Raw genomic sequence first — 22,195 nt, 5'->3', positions numbered from 1 at the left:
GTCAGTACTTCGGCCCGACGTGGGCGTCCATCAGCGCGACGGACGCCCGTCGGGCGACGGAGATGTTGTAGTGTTTTCCGGCGCGGGTGCAGTGCTTCCACTCGATGCCGAGCTTGTCCAGGGTGTCGGTGTAGAGCTGCCGGATGTCGTCCGAGACATTGGTGAACCAGTACCGCGGATACTCGTAGCGCTTCTTCACACCCCCGACCACCCTGGTGGTCCAGTTCATGTTCCGGCAGCCGTCGGAGTGGATGAGTCCACGGACGAAGTCCCAGGGATGGGCGTCGACGAGCTCCTGCTGCCAGGAGGCCAGAACGATGGGACGTTCGTGCTTCTTGCCGGGGCCGTGCTGGGGGAAGAGGCATGTCCAGTGCTTCGTGAAGGACTTGATCTCGACGCACCCGTTTCTTTGCCGCCGCCCGGTACGTGGCAAGGGCATCACCTTGCGCATTGCCGACTCTGCCTCATCGATCAGGCCGGGCCATGTATCACCGCAGAAGATTGACAGGTGGTGCTGTTTGGGCTTGGAGATGATGTGGCCGTCTCCGAGGTAGAGGCCCAGCAGATACGCGTACGCGATGCGGTCGAAGTCTCGCCCGGTACATGACGGGCAGTCGGTGGGCTGCTCGTATCGCACGCCGCGGCGCTTGCGATCCTGGTGCAGCCACCAGCCGACAGTTCCACGAGGGACATTGAGGAGTTCTGCAACCGCTCGATTGGTGTTGCCGCCCCGCAAGAGGGCAAGTGCTTCGTCACGTATCGATGGATTGTGCTGTTCCATGTGGCGGAGTCTTGTGCGGCCCTCGCCGATGCGTCCCGGATTCGAAGACGCGTTCACCGACAGGAGTGAAGATCACGAAGTGACGTCGGTCCTTGGAATCAAAGGTAAAGTGCCCTGGGTGGGATTCGAACCCACGCTGTCGGTGGTTTGAGCACCGTGTCTCTTCCGCTGGACTACCAGGGCTGGCCTTAGCATCAAAGGTTAGCGTAGGCCCGCTGTGACTCAAACATACAGGAGCTAGGTAGGCTCAGGTAGCAGCACCTGCCTTGAAAAAAGGAGCCCCGTGACCACGCCCGAGTCGCCCCAGCCCGCCGCAGACGACGACAAGTCGCACGTTCCGCCGCTGACGACCCGCGTCGTCATCGCCGAGGACGAGGCGCTCATCCGTCTCGATCTCAAAGAGATGCTGGAGGAAGAGGGCTACGCGGTCGTCGGCGAGGCCGGGGACGGGCAGCGGGCCGTCGAGCTGGCGCGGGAGCACCGGCCGGATCTGGTGATCCTCGATGTGAAGATGCCGGTTCTGGACGGGATCTCCGCCGCCGAGAAGATCGCCGAGGAGTCCATCGCGCCGGTCCTGATGCTCACCGCGTTCTCGCAGCGCGATCTCGTCGAGCGGGCCCGGGACGCCGGGGCGATGGCGTATCTGGTGAAGCCGTTCAGCAAGAGCGACGTGGTGCCGGCCATCGAGATGGCGGTGTCGCGGTTCGCGGAGCTGAAGGCGCTGGAGACCGAGGTGGCGGATCTCGCGCAGCGGCTGGAGACGCGGAAGCTGGTCGACCGGGCGAAGAGTATTCTGCAGACGGATTACGGGCTTTCCGAGCCGGCCGCGTTCCGGTGGATCCAGAAGACGTCGATGGACCGGCGGCTGTCGATGCAGCAGTTGGCCGAGGCGTTGATCGAGGACGCCGAGGAGAAGAAGAAGGCGGCCGAGTAGGCGTAGGTGAGTACGAGGAAGGCCCGCGTCCCGGATGTCCGGGGCGCGGGCCTTTCCGTTGTGTGTCAGTCCTCGCCGAGGTACGCCTTGCGGACGGACTCGTCGTGGAGGAGGTCCGGGCCGGTGCCGGAGAGGACGATCTTGCCAACCTCCATGACGTGGCCCTGGTCCGCGAGGGAGAGCGCCGCCTGGGCGTTCTGTTCCACGAGCAGGATGGTGGTGCCCTGGGCCTTCAGCTCGACGATGGTCGCCATGATCTTCTGCATCATGATCGGCGAGAGGCCCATCGAGGGCTCGTCGAGCATCAGGAGCTTGGGCCGGCACATGAGGGCCCTGCCCATGGCGAGCATCTGCTGTTCGCCGCCCGAGAGGGTTCCGGCTGCCTGCTTCCGGCGTTCCCCGAGGATGGGGAAGAGTTCGTAGGCGCGCTGGATGTCCTTCTCGATGCCTGCCTTGTCGTTGCGGAGGTAGGCGCCGAGCTGGAGGTTCTCGGTGATGGTGAGCCGGGGGAAGATGTGGCGTCCCTCGGGGGAGTGCGCGAGGCCCAGGGCGACGACCTTGTGGGCGGGTACGTCGGTGAGCGGCTTGCCGTCGAAGACGATGCGGCCGCCGACCGGCCTGAGCAGGCCGGAGAGGGTGCGCAGGGTGGTGGTCTTGCCGGCGCCGTTGGTGCCGATGAGGGTGACGACCTGGCCGGCCTCGACGGTGAAGGAGATGCCCTTGACGGCTTCGATCTTGCCGTAGGCGACGCGGAGGTCCTCGACCTCCAGAAGTGCGGTCATCGGGTGTCCTCCTCCTCGGTGCTGGTGGTGGTTGTCTTCGCGGTGCCGGCTTCGGCTTCGGCCGCTTCGACCTCGGCGGCCTCTTCGGCGCCGGGGGCGCCTTCGAAGGGGGTGCCGAGGTAGGCGGCGACGACGCGTTCGTCGCTCTGGACGGTGTCGGGGGAGCCTTCGACGAGTTTTTCGCCCTGGACGAGGCAGGCGACGCGGTCGCAGAGGTTGAAGATGAACCGCATGTCGTGCTCGATGACGAGGACGGCGATGCCCTGGTCGCGGATGGCGAAGATGAGCTCTTCGGTGACGCGGGTTTCCTGCGGGTTCATGCCGGCGGTGGGCTCGTCGAGGAGCAGGAGTCCGGGGTCGCTGGCCAGTGCGCGGGCGATCTCCAGCTTGCGCTGGTCTCCGTAGGGGAGGTTGCGCGCGAGGTGGTCGGCCTTGTCGGCGAGGCCGATGAACTCCAGGAGTTCCATGGCCCGTTCGCGGCTGGCCTGCTCCGCCCTGGCGAAGCCGGGCAGGCGCAGGAGGGCGGACCAGAGGCCCTCCTTGGTCCTGGTGTGGCGTCCGACGAGGACGTTCTCCAGGACGGACATGTTGGCGAAGAGCCGGATGTTCTGGAAGGTGCGGGCGATGCCTGCCTGCGTGACGAGGTGGGGCTTGGGCGGCAGGACGGTGCCCTTGTAGCTGACCTTGCCCTCGGTGGGGACGTACAGGCCGGTGAGGCAGTTGAAGAAGGTGGTCTTGCCGGCGCCGTTGGGGCCGATGAGGCCGACGATCTCGCCCGCGTTGACGGTGAGGTCGACATTGCGTACGGCGGTGAGGCCGCCGAAGCGCATGGTCACGCCGTTGGCGTCGAGGACGGTGGTGGCGGTTGTCGTGGTGGTGGTCATGGTGGTCACGCCCCCGCCTTGGCGATGCCGGCGGCGGTCTCTTCGGACTGTCGCGGTTCGGGTACGTCGGGCTGGTCGTTCTCGTGGAATTCGAGTTGTTTGCGGCGGTCGGCGACGAGTCCTTCGGGGCGCAGGCGCATCAGGAGGATGAGTGCGATGCCGAAGAGGAAGAGCTGGTATTCCTGCATGAACTGCAGCTTCGCCGGGATGAGGTAGAGCATCGCGGCGCCGACCAGGGGGCCGCTGAGGGTTCCCATGCCGCCGAGGATGACGGCGGCGAGGAGGAACGCGGAGTTGGGGGGCACGGAGCCGGCGAACTGGTACTGCTCGGGCGTCACGGTGTAGTTGACGTGTGCCTGGACGGTTCCGGCGAGTCCGGCGAGGGTGGCGCCGAGGGCGAAGGCGAGCAGCTTGAGGCGGAAGGCGTTGATGCCCATGGCGGTGGCTGCGGTTTCGTCCTCGCGGATGGCGACCCAGGCGCGGCCGATGCGGGATTCTCCGGAGCGGCGGAAGACGAGCACGACGACGGCGGTGAAGACGAGCATCAGCAGGTAGTAGTTGGAGGACCTGCCGAGGTCGAAGCCGAGGATGTTGTGCTTGAGCCCGAAGTCGAATCCGAAGAAGTTGAGGTCGGGGATGCTGGGGATGCCCTGGGAGCCGTTGGTGAGGTCGGGTCCGCTGTTGCCGTTGAGGTTATTCACGGTGAGGCGGAAGATTTCACCGAAGCCGAGCGTGACGATGGCGAGGTAGTCGCCGCGCAGTCGCAGGGTGGGTGCGCCGATGAGTACGCCGAAGACGAGTGAGGCTCCGGCGCCGGTGAGGACGGCGGCCCAGAAGGGGAATTCGACGCCGATCGCGGACATGGTGGAGCCGGAGACCAGGGCGGCGGCGTAGGCGCCGACGCCGAGGAAGGCGACGTATCCGAGGTCGAGCAGGCCGGCGAGGCCGACGACGACGTTGAGGCCGAGTGCCACCGTGCCGAAGATGAGGATGTTGGCGCCGATGAGCGCGAACTCCTCCTTCTGCTGGGTGAAGGGGAAGCAGACGGCTGCGACGAGGGCGGCGGCGAGTGTGATGTTGCGGTGCTTCGAGGTCAGCGCGGTGAGGCGGGAGACGAGTCCGGCCCGGTGGAGTGCGGTGAAGGCGAAGCCGACGGTGATGAGGAAGCCGATGAAGAGTTCGGTGTAGTCGGTGTCGATGCCGTAGGCGAAGACGTAGAGGCCGATGCCGAACGCGGCGACGATGATGAGGATTTCGGCCCAGGAGGGGAGTGCCTTGGCGCGGGGGGCGTGGGGGGCGCCGAGGCTGTTGCGGAAGCGCTGCCAGGCGGTGGTCGCGGTTCCGTCGAGCGGCTGGTCGCCGGGGAGGCCGAGTGCGGCGACGGTGGTGAGGAGGGCGCCGATGCCGCTGACCCAGGCGCCGGGTTCCAGGTTGACGATGCCGCCGAGGTCGTAGGCGATGGCGCCGATGGTGTAGCCGGTGGTGCCGAGGGTGCCTAGGGCCAGGAGGCGGACGGGGCTGTTGGTGCCGCCGGGGGTGAGCCAGCGCAGGCCTCGGATGCCGTATCCGGACAGCGTGAGCAGCAGGGTGAGTGCGGCGCTGATGAGGGTGAGGACCTGGAGGCCGCCGGGGTAGCCGGTGACGGTGAGGTCGCCGGGGAATTCGTCGGTCCAGGTCCAGGCGAGGAAGGTGCCGGCCAGTGCGACGGCGGAGCCGGTGACGGTGCCGATGCGGGCCGCGGCCGGGGGGATCGGCAGGAACGCGGGGCCGGGTGCGGTGGTGTGGTTGGTGGTCATCCGTATCACGCCCGATCCGCGACGCGTTCGCCGAGCAGTCCCTGGGGACGGAGCAGCAGGACGATGATGAGGAGGACGAAGGCCCATACGTCCTTCCAGGCGCCGCCGCCGAAGAGGTCCATGCCGGGGACGTTGCTCATGTAGCCGGTGGCGAGGGATTCGGCGATGCCGAGTACGACGCCGCCGAGCATGGCTCCGTAGATGTTGCCGATGCCGCCGAGTACGGCTGCGGTGAAGGCCTTGAGGCCCATGATGAAGCCCATTTTGAAGCCGATCTGGCCGTTCTTGAGCCCGTAGGCGACGGCGGCGACGGCGGCGAACGCGGCACCGATGGCGAAGGCCATGACGATGATGCGGTCGGTGTTGATGCCCATGAGCTTGGCGGTGTCGGGGTCCTGGCTGGTGGCCTGCATGCCGCGGCCGGAGCGGGTCTTGGAGACGAAGAGCCCGAGGGCGAGCATGCAGATGGGTGCGGTGATGAGGACGAAGAGGTCACCGCGCTGGATGTGGGCGCCGAAGATGTCGATCGCTTCGCCCTTGAACTGGGGGAAGGAGCGGTCCTTCTTGGCGTCGGGGTACCACTTCCAGATGGCTTGCTGGAGTGCGAGCGAGAGTCCGATCGCGGTGATCAGCGGGGCCAGCCGGGGGGCGGTGCGCAGTGGTCGGTACGCGAAGCGTTCGGCGGCCGTGCTGACGGCGACGGAGCATATGACGCCGCCGATGATCATGAGGGGGATGATCGCGAGGAGGGAGACACCGGCCGGCATCCAGAGGTACACGGTGAGAGCTCCGAAGCCTCCGATCATGAAGATCTCGCCGTGGGCGAAGTTGATGAGCTGGATGATTCCGTAGACCATCGTGTAGCCGATCGCGATGAGTCCGTACATCGCGCCGAGGATGAGTCCATTGGCCAGCTGTTGCGGCAGTTCGTTCACCGCAGGGCCTCCGTGGAGTGGTTCGGATATGGCACCGCGCGGGGGCGCTGGTGGCGCTCCCGCGCGGTCTGGTGTGGGTCAGGGCGTGGCCCGGGAGCTTGTTACGGCTTGTAGGCCTCGCTGAGCTTGGAGGTCCACTTGCCGCCGTCGACCTGGTAGGCGGTCATCATGGTGTTGGTGGTGTCGCCGTATTCGTCGAAGGAGACGGGGCCGGTGACGCCGTCGAACTTGACCTTGGCCATGGCCGCGAGGACCTTGGTGCGGGCGTCGTCGCCGCTGGGGAGCTTGCCGCCGTTGTCGGCAACGGCGATCTTGACGGCTTCGATGATCGACCAGGTGGCGTCGTAGGTGCCGCCGCCGTACGCCTCGTAGGCGTCCTTGTATCCGGCCGCCTTGTAGTTCGCGATGAAGGCCTTGGCCGAGTCGAGCTCTTCGACGGGCTTGCCGACGGAGGTGGCGATGTCGCCCTGGGCCTTCTTGTTCAGCTTGATGAAGTCGGCGCTGTACATGCCGTCGCCGCCCATGAGCGGGACCTGGAAGCTGTCCTTGAGCTGCTGGCTCAGGGGTGCGCCGGCGGGGTACTCGCCGCCGTAGTAGACGGCCTTGGCGCCGGACTTCTTGACCTTGGTGACGACGGCGTTGAAGTCGCGGTCGTCGGGGTTGACGTGGTCGGAGCCGACGATCTTGCCGCCGAGGGTGGTGAAGGTGTTCTTGAAGGACGCGGCGAGACCGGCGCCGTAGGGCTTCTGGTCGTCGATGAGGTAGACCTGCTTGATCTTCGCGTTGTTGTAGAGGTACTTCGCTGCGAAGGCGCCCTGGATCTGGTCCGTGGTGGCGGTGCGGAAGTAGGTCTTGAAGGGGCGCTTCTTGTCGCCGGTCTTCCAATTCTCGCCCTGGGTGAGCTCGGTGCCGGTGTTGGCGGGGGAGACCTGGGTGAGGTTGGCGTCGTTGAGCGGCTTCTGCATCGACTGGGAGACGCCGGAGTTCAGGGGGCCGACGACGCCGACAACGGTGTCGTCGTCGATGAACTTCTGGGCGTTCTGCTGGCCGACCGAGGGCTGTGCCTGGTCGTCGAGGGGCTTGACCTCGAATTTGATGCCGGGGACGGTGTTTTCCTTGTTGGCCGTCTTGGCGGCGAGGTCGGCGGAGTTCTTGATGCCGAGGCCGAGGGCGGACAGGTCGCCGGTGATCGGCGCGTCGACGCCGATGACGACGGTCTGGGTGCCGCCGCTGTCGCCGCCCTTCTTGCTGTCGTCGCGCGACCCGCAGGCGGTGAGGGTCAGTGCTCCGGTCGTGAGCACGGTGGTGAGTATGAGCAAAGAACGGTGTCGCACGAAAGGTCCTTTCCCTGGCGCGGCCTCCTCTGCTTGAGGTGCCGTGTCGTTCGCCGGGCCGTACTGGGTGGTACAGGGCCGTGCTGTAGACGCGCCCGGCGGCGCGGTGACTGGCGGTGACTCTAGGCGCAGGTGTGGGGGTCGGGGATGACTCAGCCGCAGGATGTGACTGTCTTGTTATGCCGTTGAGGAAGGCTTGAGGTGGCTGTGCGGACATGTACGGCTTTTTACCGGACCGTGAAGTGACCGCATTCTGAGAACTTGCAGCTCTGCTAAGGGGCTTGAGCCGATCATGCTGCTGTCGCACGAGGTGGGGAGGGGTGCGGCGCGGGTGGGCGCGGCGAGGTGCCCGGCGGCTTCGCGGCCGGGCTGCCGGGTCCGTGTGGTGGTGTCCGCGGACCGGGTGATGGTTACGCAGTGTCACACCGGGGCGGATGTGATCGACGCGGTGTGGTGTGCGTGGGATGCCGAGTTGGCCACACAACGCGAGTTCTGGTCAAGGGAGTTGGCGCATTTGATTGCCAACTCATGTTGTGGTGGCCGTTGTTGTGTGCGGATATGGCGCTGCCCGGCCGGATTGTGTTCCGGCCGGGCAGTGGTGCCGCGGTGTGTTGTGCGGTGTGTTCCGGACCGTCAGGCGGCGTCGGGACGGGGGGTGTCACGGAGCATGCAGGTGAGGCGTGCGGTGCAGACCCGCTTGTCCTGTTCGTCGGTGATGGCGATCTCGTAGGTGGCGGTGGAGCGGCCGCGGTGCACGGGGGTGGCGACACCGGTGACGAGTCCGCTGCGCACGCCGCGGTGGTGGGTGCAGTTCAGGTCGACACCCACGGCGAGCTTGCCGGCGCCGCCGTGGAGCATGGAGCCGATGGAGCCGAGGGTCTCGGCGAGCACGGCGGAGGCGCCGCCGTGCAGCAGTCCGTAGGGCTGGGTGTTGCCCTCGACGGGCATGGTGCCCACGACGCGCTCCGCGGAGGCCTCGACGATGGTGACGCCCATGCGTTCGCCGAGGTGGCCGGCGGAGAAGAGCGCGGGCAGGTCGACGCCGAGGGCGGCGTACTCGTCGATGATCTCCTGGGGGAACTTGGGTGCGGTGTGCTCGCCCATGGGTCCGGCTCCGATCGTCTGCGATGGTCACTGCTTCATTGCTGTGTGCATCGTTCTTATCAGACGGCTGAGCGGACGCTTAGGGCCTGTCGGGCAGGTCACACGGGCCGGTCATGCGGTGGTGTTCTCGAAGCGGACGACGACGGACTTGCTGGCCGGGGTGTTGCTGGTGTCGGCGGTGGAGTCGAGGGGGACCAGCACATTGGTCTCCGGGTAGTAGGCGGCGGCGCAGCCCCGGGCGGTGGGGTAGTGGACGACCCGGAAGCCGGGGGCGCGGCGCTCCACGCCGTCCTTCCATTCGCTGACGAGGTCGGTGTACGTCCCGTCGGCCAGGCCGAGGGCGCGGGCGTCGTCGGGGTTGACCAGGACGACCCGGCGGCCGCCCTTGATACCGCGGTAGCGGTCGTCGAGGCCGTAGATGGTGGTGTTGTACTGGTCGTGGGAGCGCAGGGTCTGCAACAGCAGTCTGCCTTCGGGGAGTTCGGGGTACTCGACGGGGGCGGCGGTGAAGTTGGCCTTGCCGGTCGCGGTGGGGAAGCGGCGTTCGTCGCGCGGGGCGTGCGGGAGGGTGAAGCCGCCGGGGCGCGCGACGCGGGTGTTGAAGTCCTCGAAGCCGGGGACGACGCGGGAGATGCGGTCGCGGATCGTGGCGTAGTCCTTCTCGAACTCCTCCCACGGGGTGTGTGACGCGGGGCCGAGCACGGCACGGGCGAGGCGGGCGACGATGGCGGGCTCGGAGAGCAGGTGGGGGCTCGCGGGGGTGAGGTTGCCGCGCGAGGCGTGGACCATGCTCATGGAGTCCTCGACGGTGACGAACTGCTTGCCGCTCGCCTGGACGTCCTTGTCGGTGCGGCCCAGTGTCGGCAGGATCAGCGCGCGGGTGCCGGTCACCGCGTGCGAGCGGTTGAGCTTGGTGGAGACGTGGACGGTGAGGCGGGCGCGGCGCATCGCGGCCTCGGTGACGTCCGTGTCGGGGGTGGCCGAGACGAAGTTGCCGCCCATGGCGAAGAAGACCTTGGCGTCGCCGTCGCGCAGGGCCCGGATGGAGCGGACGACGTCGTAGCCGTGGTGGCGCGGCGAGGTGATCTTGAACTCCGCGTCGAGGGCGTCGAGGAAGGCGGGGGCGGGGCGCTCGAAGATGCCCATGGTGCGGTCGCCCTGCACGTTGGAGTGGCCCCGGACGGGGCAGACCCCGGCGCCGGCGCGGCCGATGTTGCCGCGCAGCAGCAGGAAGTTGACGACTTCGCGGATGGTCGGCACGGAGTGCTTGTGCTGGGTGAGGCCCATGGCCCAGCAGACGATGGTGCGCTTCGAGGCGAGGACCATGGCCAGGGCCTCCTCGATGGTCCCGCGGTCGAGGCCGGTGGCGGCGAGGGTCTGTGCCCAGTCGGCCTCGCGGGCGGTGGCGGCGAACTCCTCGTAGCCGTGGGTGTGCTCCCGTACGAAGGTCTCGTCGACGGCGCCGTCGGTCTCCAGGATCATCCTGTTGAGGAGGCGGAAGAGGGCCTGGTCGCCGCCGATCCGGATCTGCAGGAAGAGGTCGTTGAGCGCGGCGCCCCTGATCATGCCGAGCGGGGTCTGCGGGTTCTTGAACCGCTCCAGGCCGGCCTCGGGGAGCGGATTCACCGAAATGATCTTCGCGCCGGCCGACTTGGCCTTCTCCAGGGCGGAGAGCATCCGCGGGTGGTTCGTGCCGGGGTTCTGCCCGGCGACGATGATCAGGTCCGCCCGGTGGAGGTCCTCCAGGGAGACGCTGCCCTTGCCGATGCCGATGGTCTCCGTCAGGGCGGAGCCGGAGGACTCGTGGCACATGTTGGAGCAGTCGGGGAGGTTGTTGGTGCCGAATTCGCGGGCGAACAGCTGGAGCAGGAACGCGGCCTCGTTACTGGTGCGGCCCGAGGTGTAGAAGAGCGCCTCGTCGGGGGAGCCGAGCGCGCGCAGCTCCTCGGCGATGATGCCGAAGGCGCGCTCCCAGGTCACCGCCTCGTACCGGTCGGCACCCTCGGGGAGGTACATGGGCTGGGTGATCCGGCCCTGCTGGCCCAGCCAGTACCCGCTGCGGGCGGCGAGGTCGGCGACCGGGTGCGCGGCGAAGAAGCCGGGGGTGACCCGGCGCAGCGTCGCCTCCTCGGCGACGGCCTTGGCGCCGTTCTCGCAGAATTCCGCGGTGTGCCGCTTGTCGCCCTCGGGCCAGGCGCAGCCGGGGCAGTCGAAGCCGTTCTTCTGGTTGACCTTGAGGAGGGTCTGCGCGGTGCGCCGCACGCCCATCTGCTGCCGGGCCATGAGCAGGCTGTGGCCGACGGCGGGCAGCCCGGCGGCCGAGTGCTGGGCGGGCTCGACCTGCGGGGCGTCCTGGACCGGGTCCCCCGTGGGCGGTTTGGTGGCCATTGCGTGCTCCCCTTCGGGCCGGTGGACCTGGGCGGTGTGCTGTGCGCATCGGTGCTGTCCGTGTTCCTCCCGCGATCCTGTCACGCGGCACGGACAGGGCGGGCGCCGAGCCGGGTCGGTCGGGAATGTCAGTGGTCCGTGGCAGGATCGGGGGCGTGGCTGAGACGGCATCGAAGAAGACGGCAGACAACCGACCGCGCCTGCTCCTGATGGACGGGCACTCCCTGGCGTACCGGGCGTTCTTTGCGCTGCCTGCGGAGAATTTCACGACAGGGTCGGGGCAGCCGACGAACGCGGTGTACGGCTTCGCGTCGATGCTCGCGAACACACTGCGTGACGAGGCGCCGACGCATTTCGCGGTGGCGTTCGACGTCTCCCGCAAGACCTGGCGCTCCCAGGAGTTCCCGGAGTACAAGGCGAACCGCTCGAAGACCCCGGACGAGTTCAAGGGGCAGGTCGAGCTGATCGGCGAGCTGCTGGACGCGATGCACGCGGACCGTTTCGCGGTCGACGGCTTCGAGGCGGACGACGTCATCGCCACGCTGGCCACCCAGGCCGAGGCGGCCGGCTTCGAGGTGCTGATCGTCACCGGTGACCGGGACTCGTTCCAGCTGATCACGGACAACGTCACGGTGCTGTACCCGACCAAGGGCGTCTCGGAGCTGACCCGGTTCACCCCGGCCAAGGTCGAGGAGAAGTACGGGCTCACGCCGCAGCAGTACCCGGACTTCGCGGCGCTGCGCGGCGACCCGTCGGACAACCTCCCGGGCATCCCCGGCGTCGGTGAGAAGACCGCCGCGAAGTGGATCAACCAGTTCGGTTCGTTCGCCGAGCTGGTCGAGCGGGCCGAGGAGGTCAAGGGCAAGGCCGGTCAGAATTTCCGGGACCACCTGGACGCGGTGCGGCTGAACCGCAGGCTGACCGAGATGGTCCGCGACGTGGAGCTGCCGAAGACCCCCCAGGACCTGGAGCGCGCCCCGTACGACCGCACGGCGGTGACCGGTGTGCTGGACGTCCTGGAGATCCGCAACCCGAGCCTGCGCGAGCGGCTGCTGGCCGTCGACCCGGGCGCGGCCGAGGACGAGGCCCCGGCGCCCGCCGCGGGCATCGAGCTGGACGGTGCGGTGCTGGGCGCGGGCGAGCTCGCGCCGTGGCTCGCCGGGCACGGCGGGCAGCCGCTCGGTGTGGCCACCGTCGACACCTGGGCGCTGGGCTCCGGCGCGGTCACCGAGGTCGCGCTGGCCGCGGCGGACGGTGCGGCGGCGTGGTTCGACCCGGCCGCGATCGACGAGGGCGACGAGCAGGCGTTCGCCGCGTGGATCGCCGACGCGGACCGGCCCAAGGTCATGCACAACGCGAAGAGCGCCATGCGGGTCTTCCCCGAGCACGGCTGGCAGGTCGAGGGCGTCACGATGGACACCGCGCTGGCCGCCTATCTGGTCAAGCCCGGCCGTCGTTCCTTCGCGCTGGACGCGCTGGCGGTGGAGTACCTGGGCCGCGAGCTGACCCCCGCCGCCGCGTCCGACGGGCAGCTGGCCTTCGGCGCGGACGACCAGGCCGAGGCCGAGTCCCTGATGGCGCAGGCCCGCGCGGTCCTGGACCTGGGCGACGCGTTCACCACGCGGCTGGCGGAGGTCGGCGCGGCCGAGCTGCTGCACGGCATGGAGCTGCCGACGTCCGCGCTGCTGGCCCGTCTGGAGCGGCACGGCATCGCCGCCGACCGGGCCCATCTGGAAGGCATGGAGCAGCAGTTCGCCGGTGCGGTGCAGCAGGCGGTGAAGGAGGCGCACGCCGCGGTCGGCCGCGAGTTCAACCTCGGATCGCCCAAGCAGCTCCAGGAGGTCCTCTTCGGCGAGCTGGGCCTGCCGAAGACGAAGAAGACCAAGACCGGGTACACCACGGACGCCGACGCGCTGGCCTGGCTCGCCGCGCAGACCGAGCACGAGCTGCCGGTGATCATGCTGCGCCACCGCGAGCAGGCCAAGCTGCGGGTCACCGTCGAGGGTCTGGTCAAGACGATCGCGGCGGACGGCCGGATCCACACCACGTTCAACCAGACCGTGGCGGCGACGGGCCGGCTCTCCTCCACCGACCCCAACCTGCAGAACATCCCGGTCCGTACGGACGAGGGCCGGGCCATCCGCCGCGGCTTCGTCGTCGGCGAGGGCTTCGAGACGCTGATGACCGCCGACTACAGCCAGATCGAGCTGCGGGTGATGGCGCATCTCTCCGAGGACGAGGGCCTGATCGAGGCGTTCACCTCCGGCGAGGACCTGCACACCACGGTCGCCTCGCAGGTCTTCGGCGTCGACAAGCCGGCCGTGGACCCGGAGATGCGCCGCAAGATCAAGGCCATGAGTTACGGACTCGCGTACGGGCTCTCCGCGTTCGGCCTCTCCCAGCAGCTGAACATCGAGGCCGGCGAGGCGCGCGGTCTGATGGACACCTACTTCGAGCGGTTCGGCGGGGTGCGGGACTATCTGCACCGGGTGGTGGAGGAGGCGCGGGCCACCGGTTACACGGAGACGGCCTTCGGCCGCCGCCGTTACCTCCCCGACCTCAACAGCGACAACCGCCAGCGCCGCGAGATGGCCGAGCGGATGGCGCTCAACGCACCGATCCAGGGCACGGCCGCGGACATCGTCAAGGTGGCCATGCTCCAGGTCGACCGGGCGCTGACCGAGGCGAAGCTGAAGTCCCGGATGCTGCTCCAGGTCCATGACGAAATCGTGCTGGAGATCGCCGGGGGCGAGCGGGAGCGGGTCGAGGAGATCCTGCGCCACGAGATGTCCACGGCCGTGCAGTTGCGCGCCCCGCTGGACGTCTCGGTGGGCGTCGGCGCGGACTGGGAGTCCGCGGCGCACTGACCTGCCGGAGGTGCCGGACGGGCCCGGGGCGTGCTGCCCCCGGGCCCGTACGCGTGTCCGGACCCCGGGCTGTGCCGTCGGAACGTCACACGCCGCGCCCGTGCCCGGGGACAGTGCGGCGACCTGACAGCCACTCACCGTCCCTGACAGGCAACCGACTTGACCATGCGATCATATGACCGACTTTCGATGGACCGGTGCACTGTCGGCCGACCGGAAGGCCGGACGACGGGCCCACCGGGCATCGAGCGATCGAGCGAGGACGGGAGCGCGGTGTGAGCGGGGCTGGGGGGCAGGACGAGTCGTCCGTGTCCGATGAGGAGTGGGAGCGGTTCCTCCGCGAATCGGTGACGGGTGCGCCCGGGGCTCCCACGGAGCCGTCGGCGCGCGCCCGTGAAGTGGAGCGGCGGCAGCGGGAGCGCCCCGGGGAGCCGGAGGGCTGGCGTACGTACACTCCGGCCCGGCCCCGGCGCAGGACGGGCTGGTACGTGACCGGGCTGGTGGCTGTCGTGGCCCTCCTGGTCGTGACGCTCTTCCCGCAGCAGGTCCTCGGCTGGTTCGGCGGTGGCGACGACGGCGGGCAGGACGGGGCGCCGCAGGCCGCCGAGTCGGAGCGCCCGCGGGAGGCTCCCGGCACCGAGCCGGATCTGCGCCCCACCCTCGCCGAACCGTTCCGGGGTTCGCCCGCCGCCCGCTGGGCCGACGGAGCGGCAGGGATCACGGTGCCGCCGGCCGAGGCGACCGGCTGGATGGACACCGCCCAGGTCGAGCGGGCACTGCGCCGGAGCCGGGACTTCCTGGTGGCCGCGGGGCTCGACTCCCGGGTGCTGCGCGGTGAGCGGCCCACGAAGGCGATCGCGCTGCTGAACCCGCACCAGGAGGACGTCCAGGAGTATCTCCGTACCGCCCTGTCGTCCAAGGCGCCCAGCGGCAGGACCGACCCGCTGCTGTTGTTCAGCCGCTTCCGGCCGGAGCAGTCCCGACTGGTCGGCGACGTGGTCAGGACCCGAGGTCGGCTCACGTACCGGGAGGGGAGGAAGGGGGCGGTCGAGGTGACGGCGGACGTCACCTTCGTGTACCCGGTCACCCCGGCGGGAGACGGCGGGCGGGACGACGAGGTCGTCCGTACGATCGTGCGGCGCCAGGTGGTGATGAGCTGGGACGACCCGGCCAGGATCATCACCGAACCGGGCACGCTGACCCTCGTCTCGTACACGCTCGACCTGACCAACGGCGGCTGCTCCGCCCCGACCGGCTACTTCGTGCCGCCCTTCGGTACGGACGACGAGCAGGCCACCGACAAGGCCCGTCGCGTCGATCCGTACGACCGCAGCAAGCCGATCGACACGAGCAACGGCACGAGGGTCACGGGCGGCAACTGCGCGACCGCCACCCGCTCCTGAGGGCTGTCCCGCAATTCCTGGCGGGCGTGCGACGACAGCTACGGCACCTCGCCGCGTTGTCGGAACGTCCACATACACCCAGTATGTGGACGTCCCTCCGCCTTGCGATGCACCGCATCCGACGCCGCACGCTGTTCCACCAGGAATTGCGGGACAGCCCTCAGGGCCCCTCGCCCGGATCAGGGCTCTACGGACACGGCCTCGGCCACGGGGGCGGCCGGACGCGGTCGTCGCGTCCGCAGCCGCATCCACACCCCGTACAGCACCAGGCCCACCGCCAGGCCCGCCCCGGCGCCGAAGCAGGCGGTCGGGATGATGTCGAGCGGGGTGTCGATGTGCCCGAAGTACGCGTACCAGCGCGCGCACCGGTGGACGATGCCGAGCAGTGCGCAGACGCTCAGCAGCGCCCCCGCCGCCCACCGCCCCCGCCGGTCCAGCACCGGCACCGACAGCGGGAGCGGGCGGGCCCCGGTGGCGCGCAGCCCCGAGGCGGTGAACCGGGCGAGCACGGCCAGGGCCACCGCGGAACTGCCGTACTGCACCAGTTGGAACACCGGGAATCCGCCGACGCTCCCGTCGAGCACCGGCACCAGGCGCACACCCCACCGGTCGTGATGGGTGAAGGCGTCCCAGACGACATGCGTGGCGGCCCCGATCATCGCCGACCCCACGAACCCGACGGCCTCCCGGACCCCCCACGCACCGCGCCGTCCCCGGATGAACGCGTGCACCCGCCCCTGCCAGTCCGCCGGCAGCAGCGCCACCAGGGGTTCGCGCAGCAGCAGCCACAGCGCCACCACGGCCGCGGTGATCAGCACATCGACGGTGAATACACCCCACACCGAGTGGGTGACCTGCCCGAACTCCATGGCGCCGGGGATCGCGGTGTCCGCGTAGTACGTCATGTCGGGGGCGAATGAACCCGCGACCAGGGCCGAGGCGAACAGCCCTCCACGCGCCGTCCCGTCCCGCCGCATACCCGGCAGTACGGCGGCGGCATGACTGAGTGTGAAGGGCATGGCGGCAAGTATGCGTGAGTCGTGCGAGCCCCTCCGACCCCCGCCGTACAACTTCCCGTCGGGAACGTGAAAAACAGGTAAGAACCGGTCAGTACGCAGTGTCCCGACGGCACATGTTGCCGTAGGGTCGCCTGAGTCCTGTCGCTGGGGAGCGCGGACTGTCGACGAAGGGGAGGGGCCAGAGGTATGGCAGCGCAATTCGGTCGCCGGCTTCGCAAGGGGGCGACCACCACCGCTGTGGCCGCCGTCGCCGTGGCGGCGCTCTCCGCCTCGGGGGCCCCGGGTGCCACGCTGGTCACCGGGAGCGACGACCCGCAGGCCACCGGGTCGACACCGCCGCCCGACGACAGCGCGGCCACCGGCAACTCGCCGTACTACACGGACCTGCCGCCGCTGAACACCCCCGACAAACCCGGCACGTCCACGAATCCGCCCGTCACCGGCAGCGCGGAATCCGGCATCCCGGCCTCGATCCTGGCCGCGTACAAGAAGGCCGAGCAGACCGTCGCCGGCAGCGACGCCGCCTGCCGGCTGCCCTGGCAACTGCTCGCCGCGATCGGCAAGGTCGAGTCCGGCCAGGCCCGCGGCGGCCGGGTCGACGCGAACGGCACCACGTTCTCACCGATCCTCGGCCCGGTCCTGGACGGCCGGGGCTTCGCCATGATCAAGGACACCGACAACGGGGCGTACGACGGGGACTCGACCCACGACCGTGCCGTCGGCCCGATGCAGTTCATCCCGTCCACCTGGGCGACCTGGGGCCAGGACGGCAACGGCGACGGCCGCAAGGACCCCAACAACATCTACGACGCGGCGCTCGCCGCCGGCCGCTACCTCTGCGCCGGCTCCCGCGACCTGTCCCTCGCCGCGGACCTCGACCGGGCGGTCCTGAGCTACAACCACTCGGACGCCTATCTGCGTACCGTCCGCTCGTGGTTCGACTACTACAAGCGCGGCACCCACGAGATCCCCGACGGAACGGGCACCGTCCCGCCCGGCCTCGGCGGCGGTACGGACCGCGACCCCGGCAGGCCGAGCCCCTCGCCGTCGCCGTCCGGGCCCGGCAAGCCGGCCCCCGGCCCCTCGAAGCCGGGCGACGGCGGATCGACCGAGCCGACCCCGGAGCCGAAGCCGCCCACCGAGCCGGCCGAGACCCTCGCGGGCGTGGAGAACGCCGGTACCGGCCCGCTGACGGCCACCGCGGGCGACGCCTTCGCCGAGCGGATCAAGGTCCGGGCCAAGAACAAGCTCGGCGGCCCGCTCGCCAAGGTGTCCGTGACCTTCACCGTCGCCGGTGACACCGACGCCGCCTTCGACGGCGGGAAGAAGACGGTCACCCTCCGGACCGGCGCCGACGGCACGGTCACCGCCCCGGTCCTGAAGGCCGGCGAGAAGGCCGGGAAGTTCACGGTGCGGGCCGTCGCCACCGGCCGCTCGCTGCCCGCCGTCGGCTACCGCGCGACGGTCACCGGCCGCCCGGCCGACAAGATCGCCAGGACCGACGAGAAGGCGCTGACCACGGAGGCCGGCACCGAGTTCGCCGACACCGTCGAGGTCAAGGCCACCTACAAGGGCGCGATCGCGGCGGGTGTCGCCGTCACCGCCACCATGATCACCGACGATGAGAAGCCGGTCGAGAACGACAAGGGCCCCTACTTCAAGGACGCCGACGACAAGACGGTCCGTACCCTCACGGACCTGAAGACCGGCGCCGACGGCACCCTGAAGCTGCCCGAGATCCACGCCGACGGCACCGCGGGCACCTACAAGCTGCGCCTCACCACCGAGGGCGGCGCCACGGTCGTCATCGAGCTGAAGGTCGAGCCGGCCGCTCCCACCGGGACGCCCGACCCCACCGGGACGCCCGAACCCTCCGGAACACCCGAGCCGTCGAAGACCCCCGAACCGTCGAGGACGCCCGAGCCCTCCGGGACGCCCACCGCCTGACCCCGTTCCCCCGCGCGTCGGAGCAGCCCCTTTGCCACCACCCGGCAGAGGGGCTGTTCCACGTGTTCTCATCTCGCGCCCGCGTTGCTACGGTGCCCCAACCCTGACGACCCATCAGATCCGTGCTCTCCGGGAGGACCGGCATGCGAGCTCTCGTCGCCGCCGCCATCGGGCTCGCCGCAGCCCTCGCGCTCGTCTTCACCATCACGGCGATCGGCGCCCCGCCCGGAGAGACCTCGCCCAAGCCTCTGCTGACCACCGTCCCGGGCCCCAAGAACTAGTGCCCCGACCCGGCACTGACCACCGGAAGCAACCGAAGCCGAGGGAGGGCACCCACATGCGCCGCCGAGCCAGCCTCGTACTCCTGGCATTCGCCGTCTTCTTCGCCGCCATGTCGCCACTGCTGCGCTGGTACGCCTTCCCCAGGCTGGCGAAGATCCCGCCCAGCCAGTACCAGGAGACGGTGCTGGAGGCGAAGCCCGCCACCCTCCTCGACTACAACGACAACATGAAGGTGAAGACGGTCCCCAAGGTCACCATCGTGCAGACCCTCAAGGGGAACGTCGAGGAGTCCGAGAAGATCGAACGCAGCGCCGGCCGCGACGTCGTCGTCTGGGACGCCCTCAGCTACGTGGCCGGGCCGGACGGCAAGATGGTCTCCGAGATCCCCGAGCGCTACATCTTCGACGCCCACAGCCAGGCCCCCGTCCACGCCACCGGCGAAATGGTCGACGGCGACCCGGTCAGGCGCGACGGCATCGAGTTCAAGTGGCCCTTCCTCACCCAGAAACGCGACTACGAGTACTTCGACGCCCAGACCCGCACCAGCTCGCCCATCCACTTCAAGGGCACCCGCACCTTCCACGGCATGGACGTCTACTACTTCGAGCAGACCATCCCGTGGACCAAGGTCCCGATGCCGAAGAAGATGCCGATCAAGGGCGTCAGCCCGGAACAGATCGCGAAGACGGGCATGACCCGCTGGTACACCACCCGGCGGATGTTCTGGGTGGACCCGGTCACCGGAGCGCCGGTCAACGGCGAGGAAATTCACAAGGAGGAGCTGCGCAACGCCAAGAAGATGGGGATGCCGAAGGACACCATGACCGTGTTCGCCGGGCACGTGAAGATGCGCCCGGACTACGTCGAATCGATCGTCGACCTCGTCAAGTCCCAGCGCCTGCTGGTCCTGCTCCTCACCTCGTACCTGCCCTGGGGCTTCCTGGTCCTCGGCGCCGGACTGCTCGCCCTCGCCCTCTGGCTGGAGGCCCGCTCCCGCCGCCCGGGCCCGGCACCCGACCCCGCCCCTACGCCCGCTCCCGCCTGAGCCGTTCCCTGCTCCCGCCTGAGCCGCGCCCCGGAGGACCCGGCGGCCGGCACCGCGGCGTCGCGGGGCCGGGGCACGCGCCTCGCGGTGTTGTCGTGGATCACCGACGCTCCGCGTCGGCTCAGTCCTCCGCCCTGCGACGCACACACCCCAGCCCCGCTCCTCCACCCGCGCTGCCTACCGCCGGGCCCTCTTGGTGAACCGGGTCGCCTCCACCGTCGTCGGATCCTCCGGCCACGGGTGCTTCGGATAGCGGCCGCGCAGCTCCGCCCGTACGGCGCGGTAGCCGTCCTGCCAGAACGACGCCAGATCGGCGGTGACGGCGGCGGGGCGGCCGGCCGGGGAGAGGAGATGGACCAGGACCGGCACCCCGGCCACCCTCGGGGTCTCCCGCAGACCGAACAGCTCCTGGAGCTTCACCGCGAGCACCGGCTGCGCCCCGCCGTACTCCACCCTGATCCGGGAACCGCTCGGCACCTCGATCCGCTCCGGCGCCAGCTCGTCGAGCCGCACCGCCTCACCGGTCGCCCACGGCAGCAACCGCCGCAGCGCCTGCCCCGCGTCGATCCGGGCCAGGTCGGAACGGCGCCGGGCCCGTGACAACTCGGGCTCCAGCCACTGGCCGGTACGTTCCAGCAGCGCACCCTCCGACACGTCCGGCCAGGGCTCGCCCAGCTCACGGTGGAGGAACGCGAGCCGCTCCCGCAGCTGCCCGGTCTCGCGCGTCCAGCGCAGCAGCCCGAGCCCCTCGCGCCGCAACCCCTCGACCAGCGCCTCACGCACCGGACCGGGCGCCGGCTGCTTCAACGGACGCACCGACAGCTCCACGGCCCCCAGCCGCTCCACCCGGCGGGCCACCACGTCGCCGCCCGCCCAGCGGACCTCCTCGCCCGCGAACCGCAGATGCCCGGCGGCCGACCGCGCCGTGTCCTCGTCGATGACGGCCGCGAGCCGCACCCGCGCGGACGCCGAGTGCGCGGGCCGGTCCGCCACCGCGACCGCCAGCCACGGCGCACCGCGCAGCCCCGAACCGTCCCGCGGCTCCGCACCCGTCCCCGACGCCATCAGGAACGCCCCCTCGCCCCGCGCCCGCGCCACCCGCTCCGGGAAGGCCAGCGCGGCCACCAGGCCCACCGCCGCGTCGTCCGGCCCGGAGCCCCCGCCCGCGTCCGCGACGAAGGAGGACAGCCGCCGCACCTCCTGCCGCCAACGCCCCGCGTACCCGTCACCGCCCCGCCGCGCGGCGCGCAACGCGGCCGCCAGATCGTCCCCGTACTCCCTCGGCGGCTCCTCGCTCAGCAGCGCCACGACCTCGGCCGCCTGCCGGCCGCCCACCTCGGCGGCCCCGTCCAGCAACGCCCGCGCCAGCCGGGGATGCAGGCCCAGCCGCGACATCCGGGTGCCCCGGCCGGTCACCCTCCCCTCCGCGTCCACCGCGCCGACCGCCGTCAGCACCTCGCGCGCCGCACCCATCGCACCCGCGGGCGGCGGGTCGAGCAGCGCCAGCCCCGACGCCCCCGGATCGCCCCAGCACGCCGCCTGCAACGCGAACGCCGCCAGGTCCGCGACCTTGATCTCCGGGGACGGGAACCGGGCGAGCCTGCCGTCCTCCGCCTGCGCCCAGCACCGGTACACCGCCCCGGGCGCCTCCCGCCCGGCCCGGCCCGCCCGCTGCCTTCCGGCCGCCAGCGAGGCCCGCACCGTCGTCAGCGCGCTCAGCCCCCGGGCGTGATCGGTACGCGGCTCCCTGGCCAGCCCCGAGTCCACCACCACCCGCACCCCGGGCACCGTGAGGGACGACTCCGCGACCGAGGTCGCCAGCACCACCCGGCGCCCCCCGCCGGACGACCCGGCCAGCACCGCGTCCTGCACCGCCGCCGGAGCCCGCCCGTGCACCTGGAGCACCTCGGCGGCCACCCCGGTCAGCTGCCCCGCCACCCGGCCGATCTCGCCGACCCCCGGCAGAAAACACAACACGTCCCCGTCCCGCTCCGCGAGCGCCCGGCGCACCGTCGCGGCCACATGCGTCAGCAGCGCCGGATCGACCCTCATCCCGTGCGGCGGCCGCACCGGCGAGGCGGGCGGCGCCCAGACCACCTCCACCGGATGCGAGACACCCTCCGCCTCGACCACCGGGGCATCGCCCAGCAGCCGGGCCCAGCCCTGCGCGTCCGTCGTCGCGGACGCGGCGACCAGCCGCAGATCGGGCCGGATCGCCTCCCGCACGTCCAGCAGGAACGCCGCGACCGTGTCCGCGTCCAGATGGCGCTCGTGGCACTCGTCGATGATCACCGCGTCGACCCCGGCCAGCTCCTGGTCGCGCTGGAGCCGCTGGAGCAGCACACCGGTGGTCACCACCTCCACCACCGTGTCGCGCCCCACCACCCGCTCCCCGCGGACCGTGAACCCCACCCGGCCTCCGGCCCGCTCCCCGATGAGCCACGCCATCCGCCGCGCCGCCGCCCGCGCCGCGATCCGCCGCGGCTCCGCGACCACCACCCGGCGCACCGGACCGCCACCGGTCAGACCGGCCAGGACCAGCGGTACGAGGGTCGTCTTGCCGGTGCCGGGCGGCGCGCACAGCACCGCGACACCGCGCTCGTCGAGCGCCCGCTCCAGGTCGGGCACAGCGGTGCGTACGGGCAACTGGTCCAGGGCGTCGGTACGGATCACGCCCCCAGTCTCGTACGACCC

The 22,195-nt window shown here is 70.3% G+C and carries 16 protein-coding genes and 1 tRNA gene; 6 read left to right on the top strand and 11 right to left on the bottom strand.

Going from position 1 to position 22,195, the window contains the following annotated elements; translation table 11 throughout:
- Position 1 precedes the first annotated feature (1 nt).
- Positions 2 to 781 carry a helix-turn-helix domain-containing protein gene (locus ACGF8B_RS13835; protein WP_392737755.1) on the bottom strand — a complete coding sequence of 260 codons (780 nt, stop codon included), beginning with the start codon at positions 779 to 781 and terminating at the stop codon, positions 2 to 4.
- A 110-nt stretch (positions 782 to 891) separates the two neighbouring features.
- Positions 892 to 964, bottom strand: a tRNA-Leu gene (locus ACGF8B_RS13830).
- Between the two features lie 100 nt (positions 965 to 1,064).
- Between ACGF8B_RS13830 and ACGF8B_RS13825 the strand changes: the two genes are divergently transcribed.
- Complete coding sequence (locus ACGF8B_RS13825) at positions 1,065 to 1,715, top strand: ANTAR domain-containing response regulator (protein WP_124718259.1); 651 nt, start codon at positions 1,065 to 1,067, stop codon at positions 1,713 to 1,715.
- Positions 1,716 to 1,780: 65 nt separating this feature from the next.
- Here the strand turns inward: ACGF8B_RS13825 and ACGF8B_RS13820 are convergent, their stop codons facing one another.
- The 7 genes from ACGF8B_RS13820 to ACGF8B_RS13790 form a co-directional block, all read right to left on the bottom strand.
- The gene (locus tag ACGF8B_RS13820; RefSeq protein ID WP_392737753.1) at positions 1,781 to 2,497 is read right to left on the bottom strand and encodes an ABC transporter ATP-binding protein; all 717 of its coding nucleotides are present in this window, start codon (positions 2,495 to 2,497) and stop codon (positions 1,781 to 1,783) included.
- A complete protein-coding gene (locus ACGF8B_RS13815; protein WP_392738344.1) occupies positions 2,494 to 3,381 on the bottom strand; it encodes an ABC transporter ATP-binding protein in 888 nt (295 codons plus the stop codon). Before ACGF8B_RS13815 ends, ACGF8B_RS13820 begins: the two co-directional genes overlap by 4 nt.
- 5 nt (positions 3,382 to 3,386) lie before the next feature.
- Entirely contained in the window at positions 3,387 to 5,177 is a 1,791-nt protein-coding gene (locus ACGF8B_RS13810) for a branched-chain amino acid ABC transporter permease (protein ID WP_392737751.1), read from the bottom strand.
- A gap of 5 nt (positions 5,178 to 5,182) precedes the next feature.
- Positions 5,183 to 6,112 (bottom strand): branched-chain amino acid ABC transporter permease, encoded by a 930-nt coding sequence (locus ACGF8B_RS13805; protein ID WP_124718262.1) that lies wholly within the window; start codon positions 6,110 to 6,112, stop codon positions 5,183 to 5,185.
- Between the two features lie 101 nt (positions 6,113 to 6,213).
- Positions 6,214 to 7,431, bottom strand: a complete 1,218-nt coding sequence (locus ACGF8B_RS13800; protein WP_342283400.1) for a branched-chain amino acid ABC transporter substrate-binding protein — start codon at positions 7,429 to 7,431, stop codon at positions 6,214 to 6,216.
- Positions 7,432 to 8,079: 648 nt separating this feature from the next.
- Positions 8,080 to 8,550 carry a PaaI family thioesterase gene (locus tag ACGF8B_RS13795; RefSeq protein WP_392737748.1) on the bottom strand — a complete coding sequence of 157 codons (471 nt, stop codon included), beginning with the start codon at positions 8,548 to 8,550 and terminating at the stop codon, positions 8,080 to 8,082.
- 111 nt (positions 8,551 to 8,661) lie between these two features.
- Entirely contained in the window at positions 8,662 to 10,938 is a 2,277-nt protein-coding gene (locus ACGF8B_RS13790; protein WP_392737746.1) for an FdhF/YdeP family oxidoreductase, read from the bottom strand.
- Between the two features lie 155 nt (positions 10,939 to 11,093).
- On the opposite strand from ACGF8B_RS13790, the gene polA reads away from it, so the two are divergent.
- Together polA and ACGF8B_RS13780 are read left to right on the top strand one after the other, a co-directional pair.
- Entirely contained in the window at positions 11,094 to 13,805 is a 2,712-nt protein-coding gene (gene polA / locus ACGF8B_RS13785) for a DNA polymerase I (protein ID WP_392737744.1), read from the top strand.
- Between the two features lie 308 nt (positions 13,806 to 14,113).
- Positions 14,114 to 15,208 carry a hypothetical protein gene (locus tag ACGF8B_RS13780; protein WP_392737742.1) on the top strand — a complete coding sequence of 365 codons (1,095 nt, stop codon included), beginning with the start codon at positions 14,114 to 14,116 and terminating at the stop codon, positions 15,206 to 15,208.
- 179 nt (positions 15,209 to 15,387) lie between these two features.
- On the opposite strand, the gene ACGF8B_RS13775 is transcribed toward ACGF8B_RS13780, so the two are convergent.
- Positions 15,388 to 16,227, bottom strand: coding sequence for a DUF4184 family protein (locus tag ACGF8B_RS13775; protein WP_392737740.1), 840 nt, complete (start codon positions 16,225 to 16,227; stop codon positions 15,388 to 15,390).
- A gap of 186 nt (positions 16,228 to 16,413) precedes the next feature.
- Here ACGF8B_RS13775 and ACGF8B_RS13770 point away from each other — a divergent pair, with 186 nt between their 5' ends.
- From ACGF8B_RS13770 to ACGF8B_RS13760, 3 genes are all read left to right on the top strand, one after another.
- The gene (locus ACGF8B_RS13770) at positions 16,414 to 18,174 is read left to right on the top strand and encodes a lytic murein transglycosylase (RefSeq protein WP_392737738.1); all 1,761 of its coding nucleotides are present in this window, start codon (positions 16,414 to 16,416) and stop codon (positions 18,172 to 18,174) included.
- A gap of 143 nt (positions 18,175 to 18,317) precedes the next feature.
- Entirely contained in the window at positions 18,318 to 18,455 is a 138-nt protein-coding gene (locus tag ACGF8B_RS13765) for an SPW_0924 family protein (RefSeq protein ID WP_107405773.1), read from the top strand.
- A 56-nt stretch (positions 18,456 to 18,511) separates the two neighbouring features.
- Entirely contained in the window at positions 18,512 to 19,501 is a 990-nt protein-coding gene (locus ACGF8B_RS13760) for a DUF3068 domain-containing protein (protein WP_392737736.1), read from the top strand.
- A 177-nt stretch (positions 19,502 to 19,678) separates the two neighbouring features.
- Here the strand turns inward: ACGF8B_RS13760 and hrpB are convergent, their stop codons facing one another.
- Complete coding sequence (gene hrpB, locus ACGF8B_RS13755) at positions 19,679 to 22,174, bottom strand: ATP-dependent helicase HrpB (protein ID WP_392737734.1); 2,496 nt, start codon at positions 22,172 to 22,174, stop codon at positions 19,679 to 19,681.
- Between the last annotated feature and the right edge of the window lie 21 nt (positions 22,175 to 22,195).

It is taken from the genome of Streptomyces sp. NPDC047917 (assembly GCF_043204345.1).
Classification (GTDB): Bacteria; Actinomycetota; Actinomycetes; order Streptomycetales; family Streptomycetaceae; genus Streptomyces; species Streptomyces sanglieri.
This window is presented reverse-complemented; position numbering and strand designations above follow the sequence as displayed.

Excerpts from the sequence above, each read along its gene's own strand:
- ACGF8B_RS13835 (WP_392737755.1), bottom strand. The coding sequence starts at position 781 with ATGGAACAGCACAATCCATCGATACGTGACGAAGCACTTGCCCTCTTG.
- ACGF8B_RS13820 (WP_392737753.1), bottom strand. The coding sequence starts at position 2,497 with ATGACCGCACTTCTGGAGGTCGAGGACCTCCGCGTCGCCTACGGCAAG.
- ACGF8B_RS13815 (WP_392738344.1), bottom strand. The coding sequence starts at position 3,381 with ATGACCACCACCACGACAACCGCCACCACCGTCCTCGACGCCAACGGC.
- ACGF8B_RS13810 (WP_392737751.1), bottom strand. The coding sequence starts at position 5,177 with ATGACCACCAACCACACCACCGCACCCGGCCCCGCGTTCCTGCCGATC.
- ACGF8B_RS13795 (WP_392737748.1), bottom strand. The coding sequence starts at position 8,550 with ATGGGCGAGCACACCGCACCCAAGTTCCCCCAGGAGATCATCGACGAG.
- ACGF8B_RS13790 (WP_392737746.1), bottom strand. The coding sequence starts at position 10,938 with ATGGCCACCAAACCGCCCACGGGGGACCCGGTCCAGGACGCCCCGCAG.
- ACGF8B_RS13775 (WP_392737740.1), bottom strand. The coding sequence starts at position 16,227 with ATGCCCTTCACACTCAGTCATGCCGCCGCCGTACTGCCGGGTATGCGG.
- ACGF8B_RS13770 (WP_392737738.1), top strand. The coding sequence starts at position 16,414 with ATGGCAGCGCAATTCGGTCGCCGGCTTCGCAAGGGGGCGACCACCACC.
- ACGF8B_RS13765 (WP_107405773.1), top strand. The coding sequence starts at position 18,318 with ATGCGAGCTCTCGTCGCCGCCGCCATCGGGCTCGCCGCAGCCCTCGCG.
- ACGF8B_RS13760 (WP_392737736.1), top strand. The coding sequence starts at position 18,512 with ATGCGCCGCCGAGCCAGCCTCGTACTCCTGGCATTCGCCGTCTTCTTC.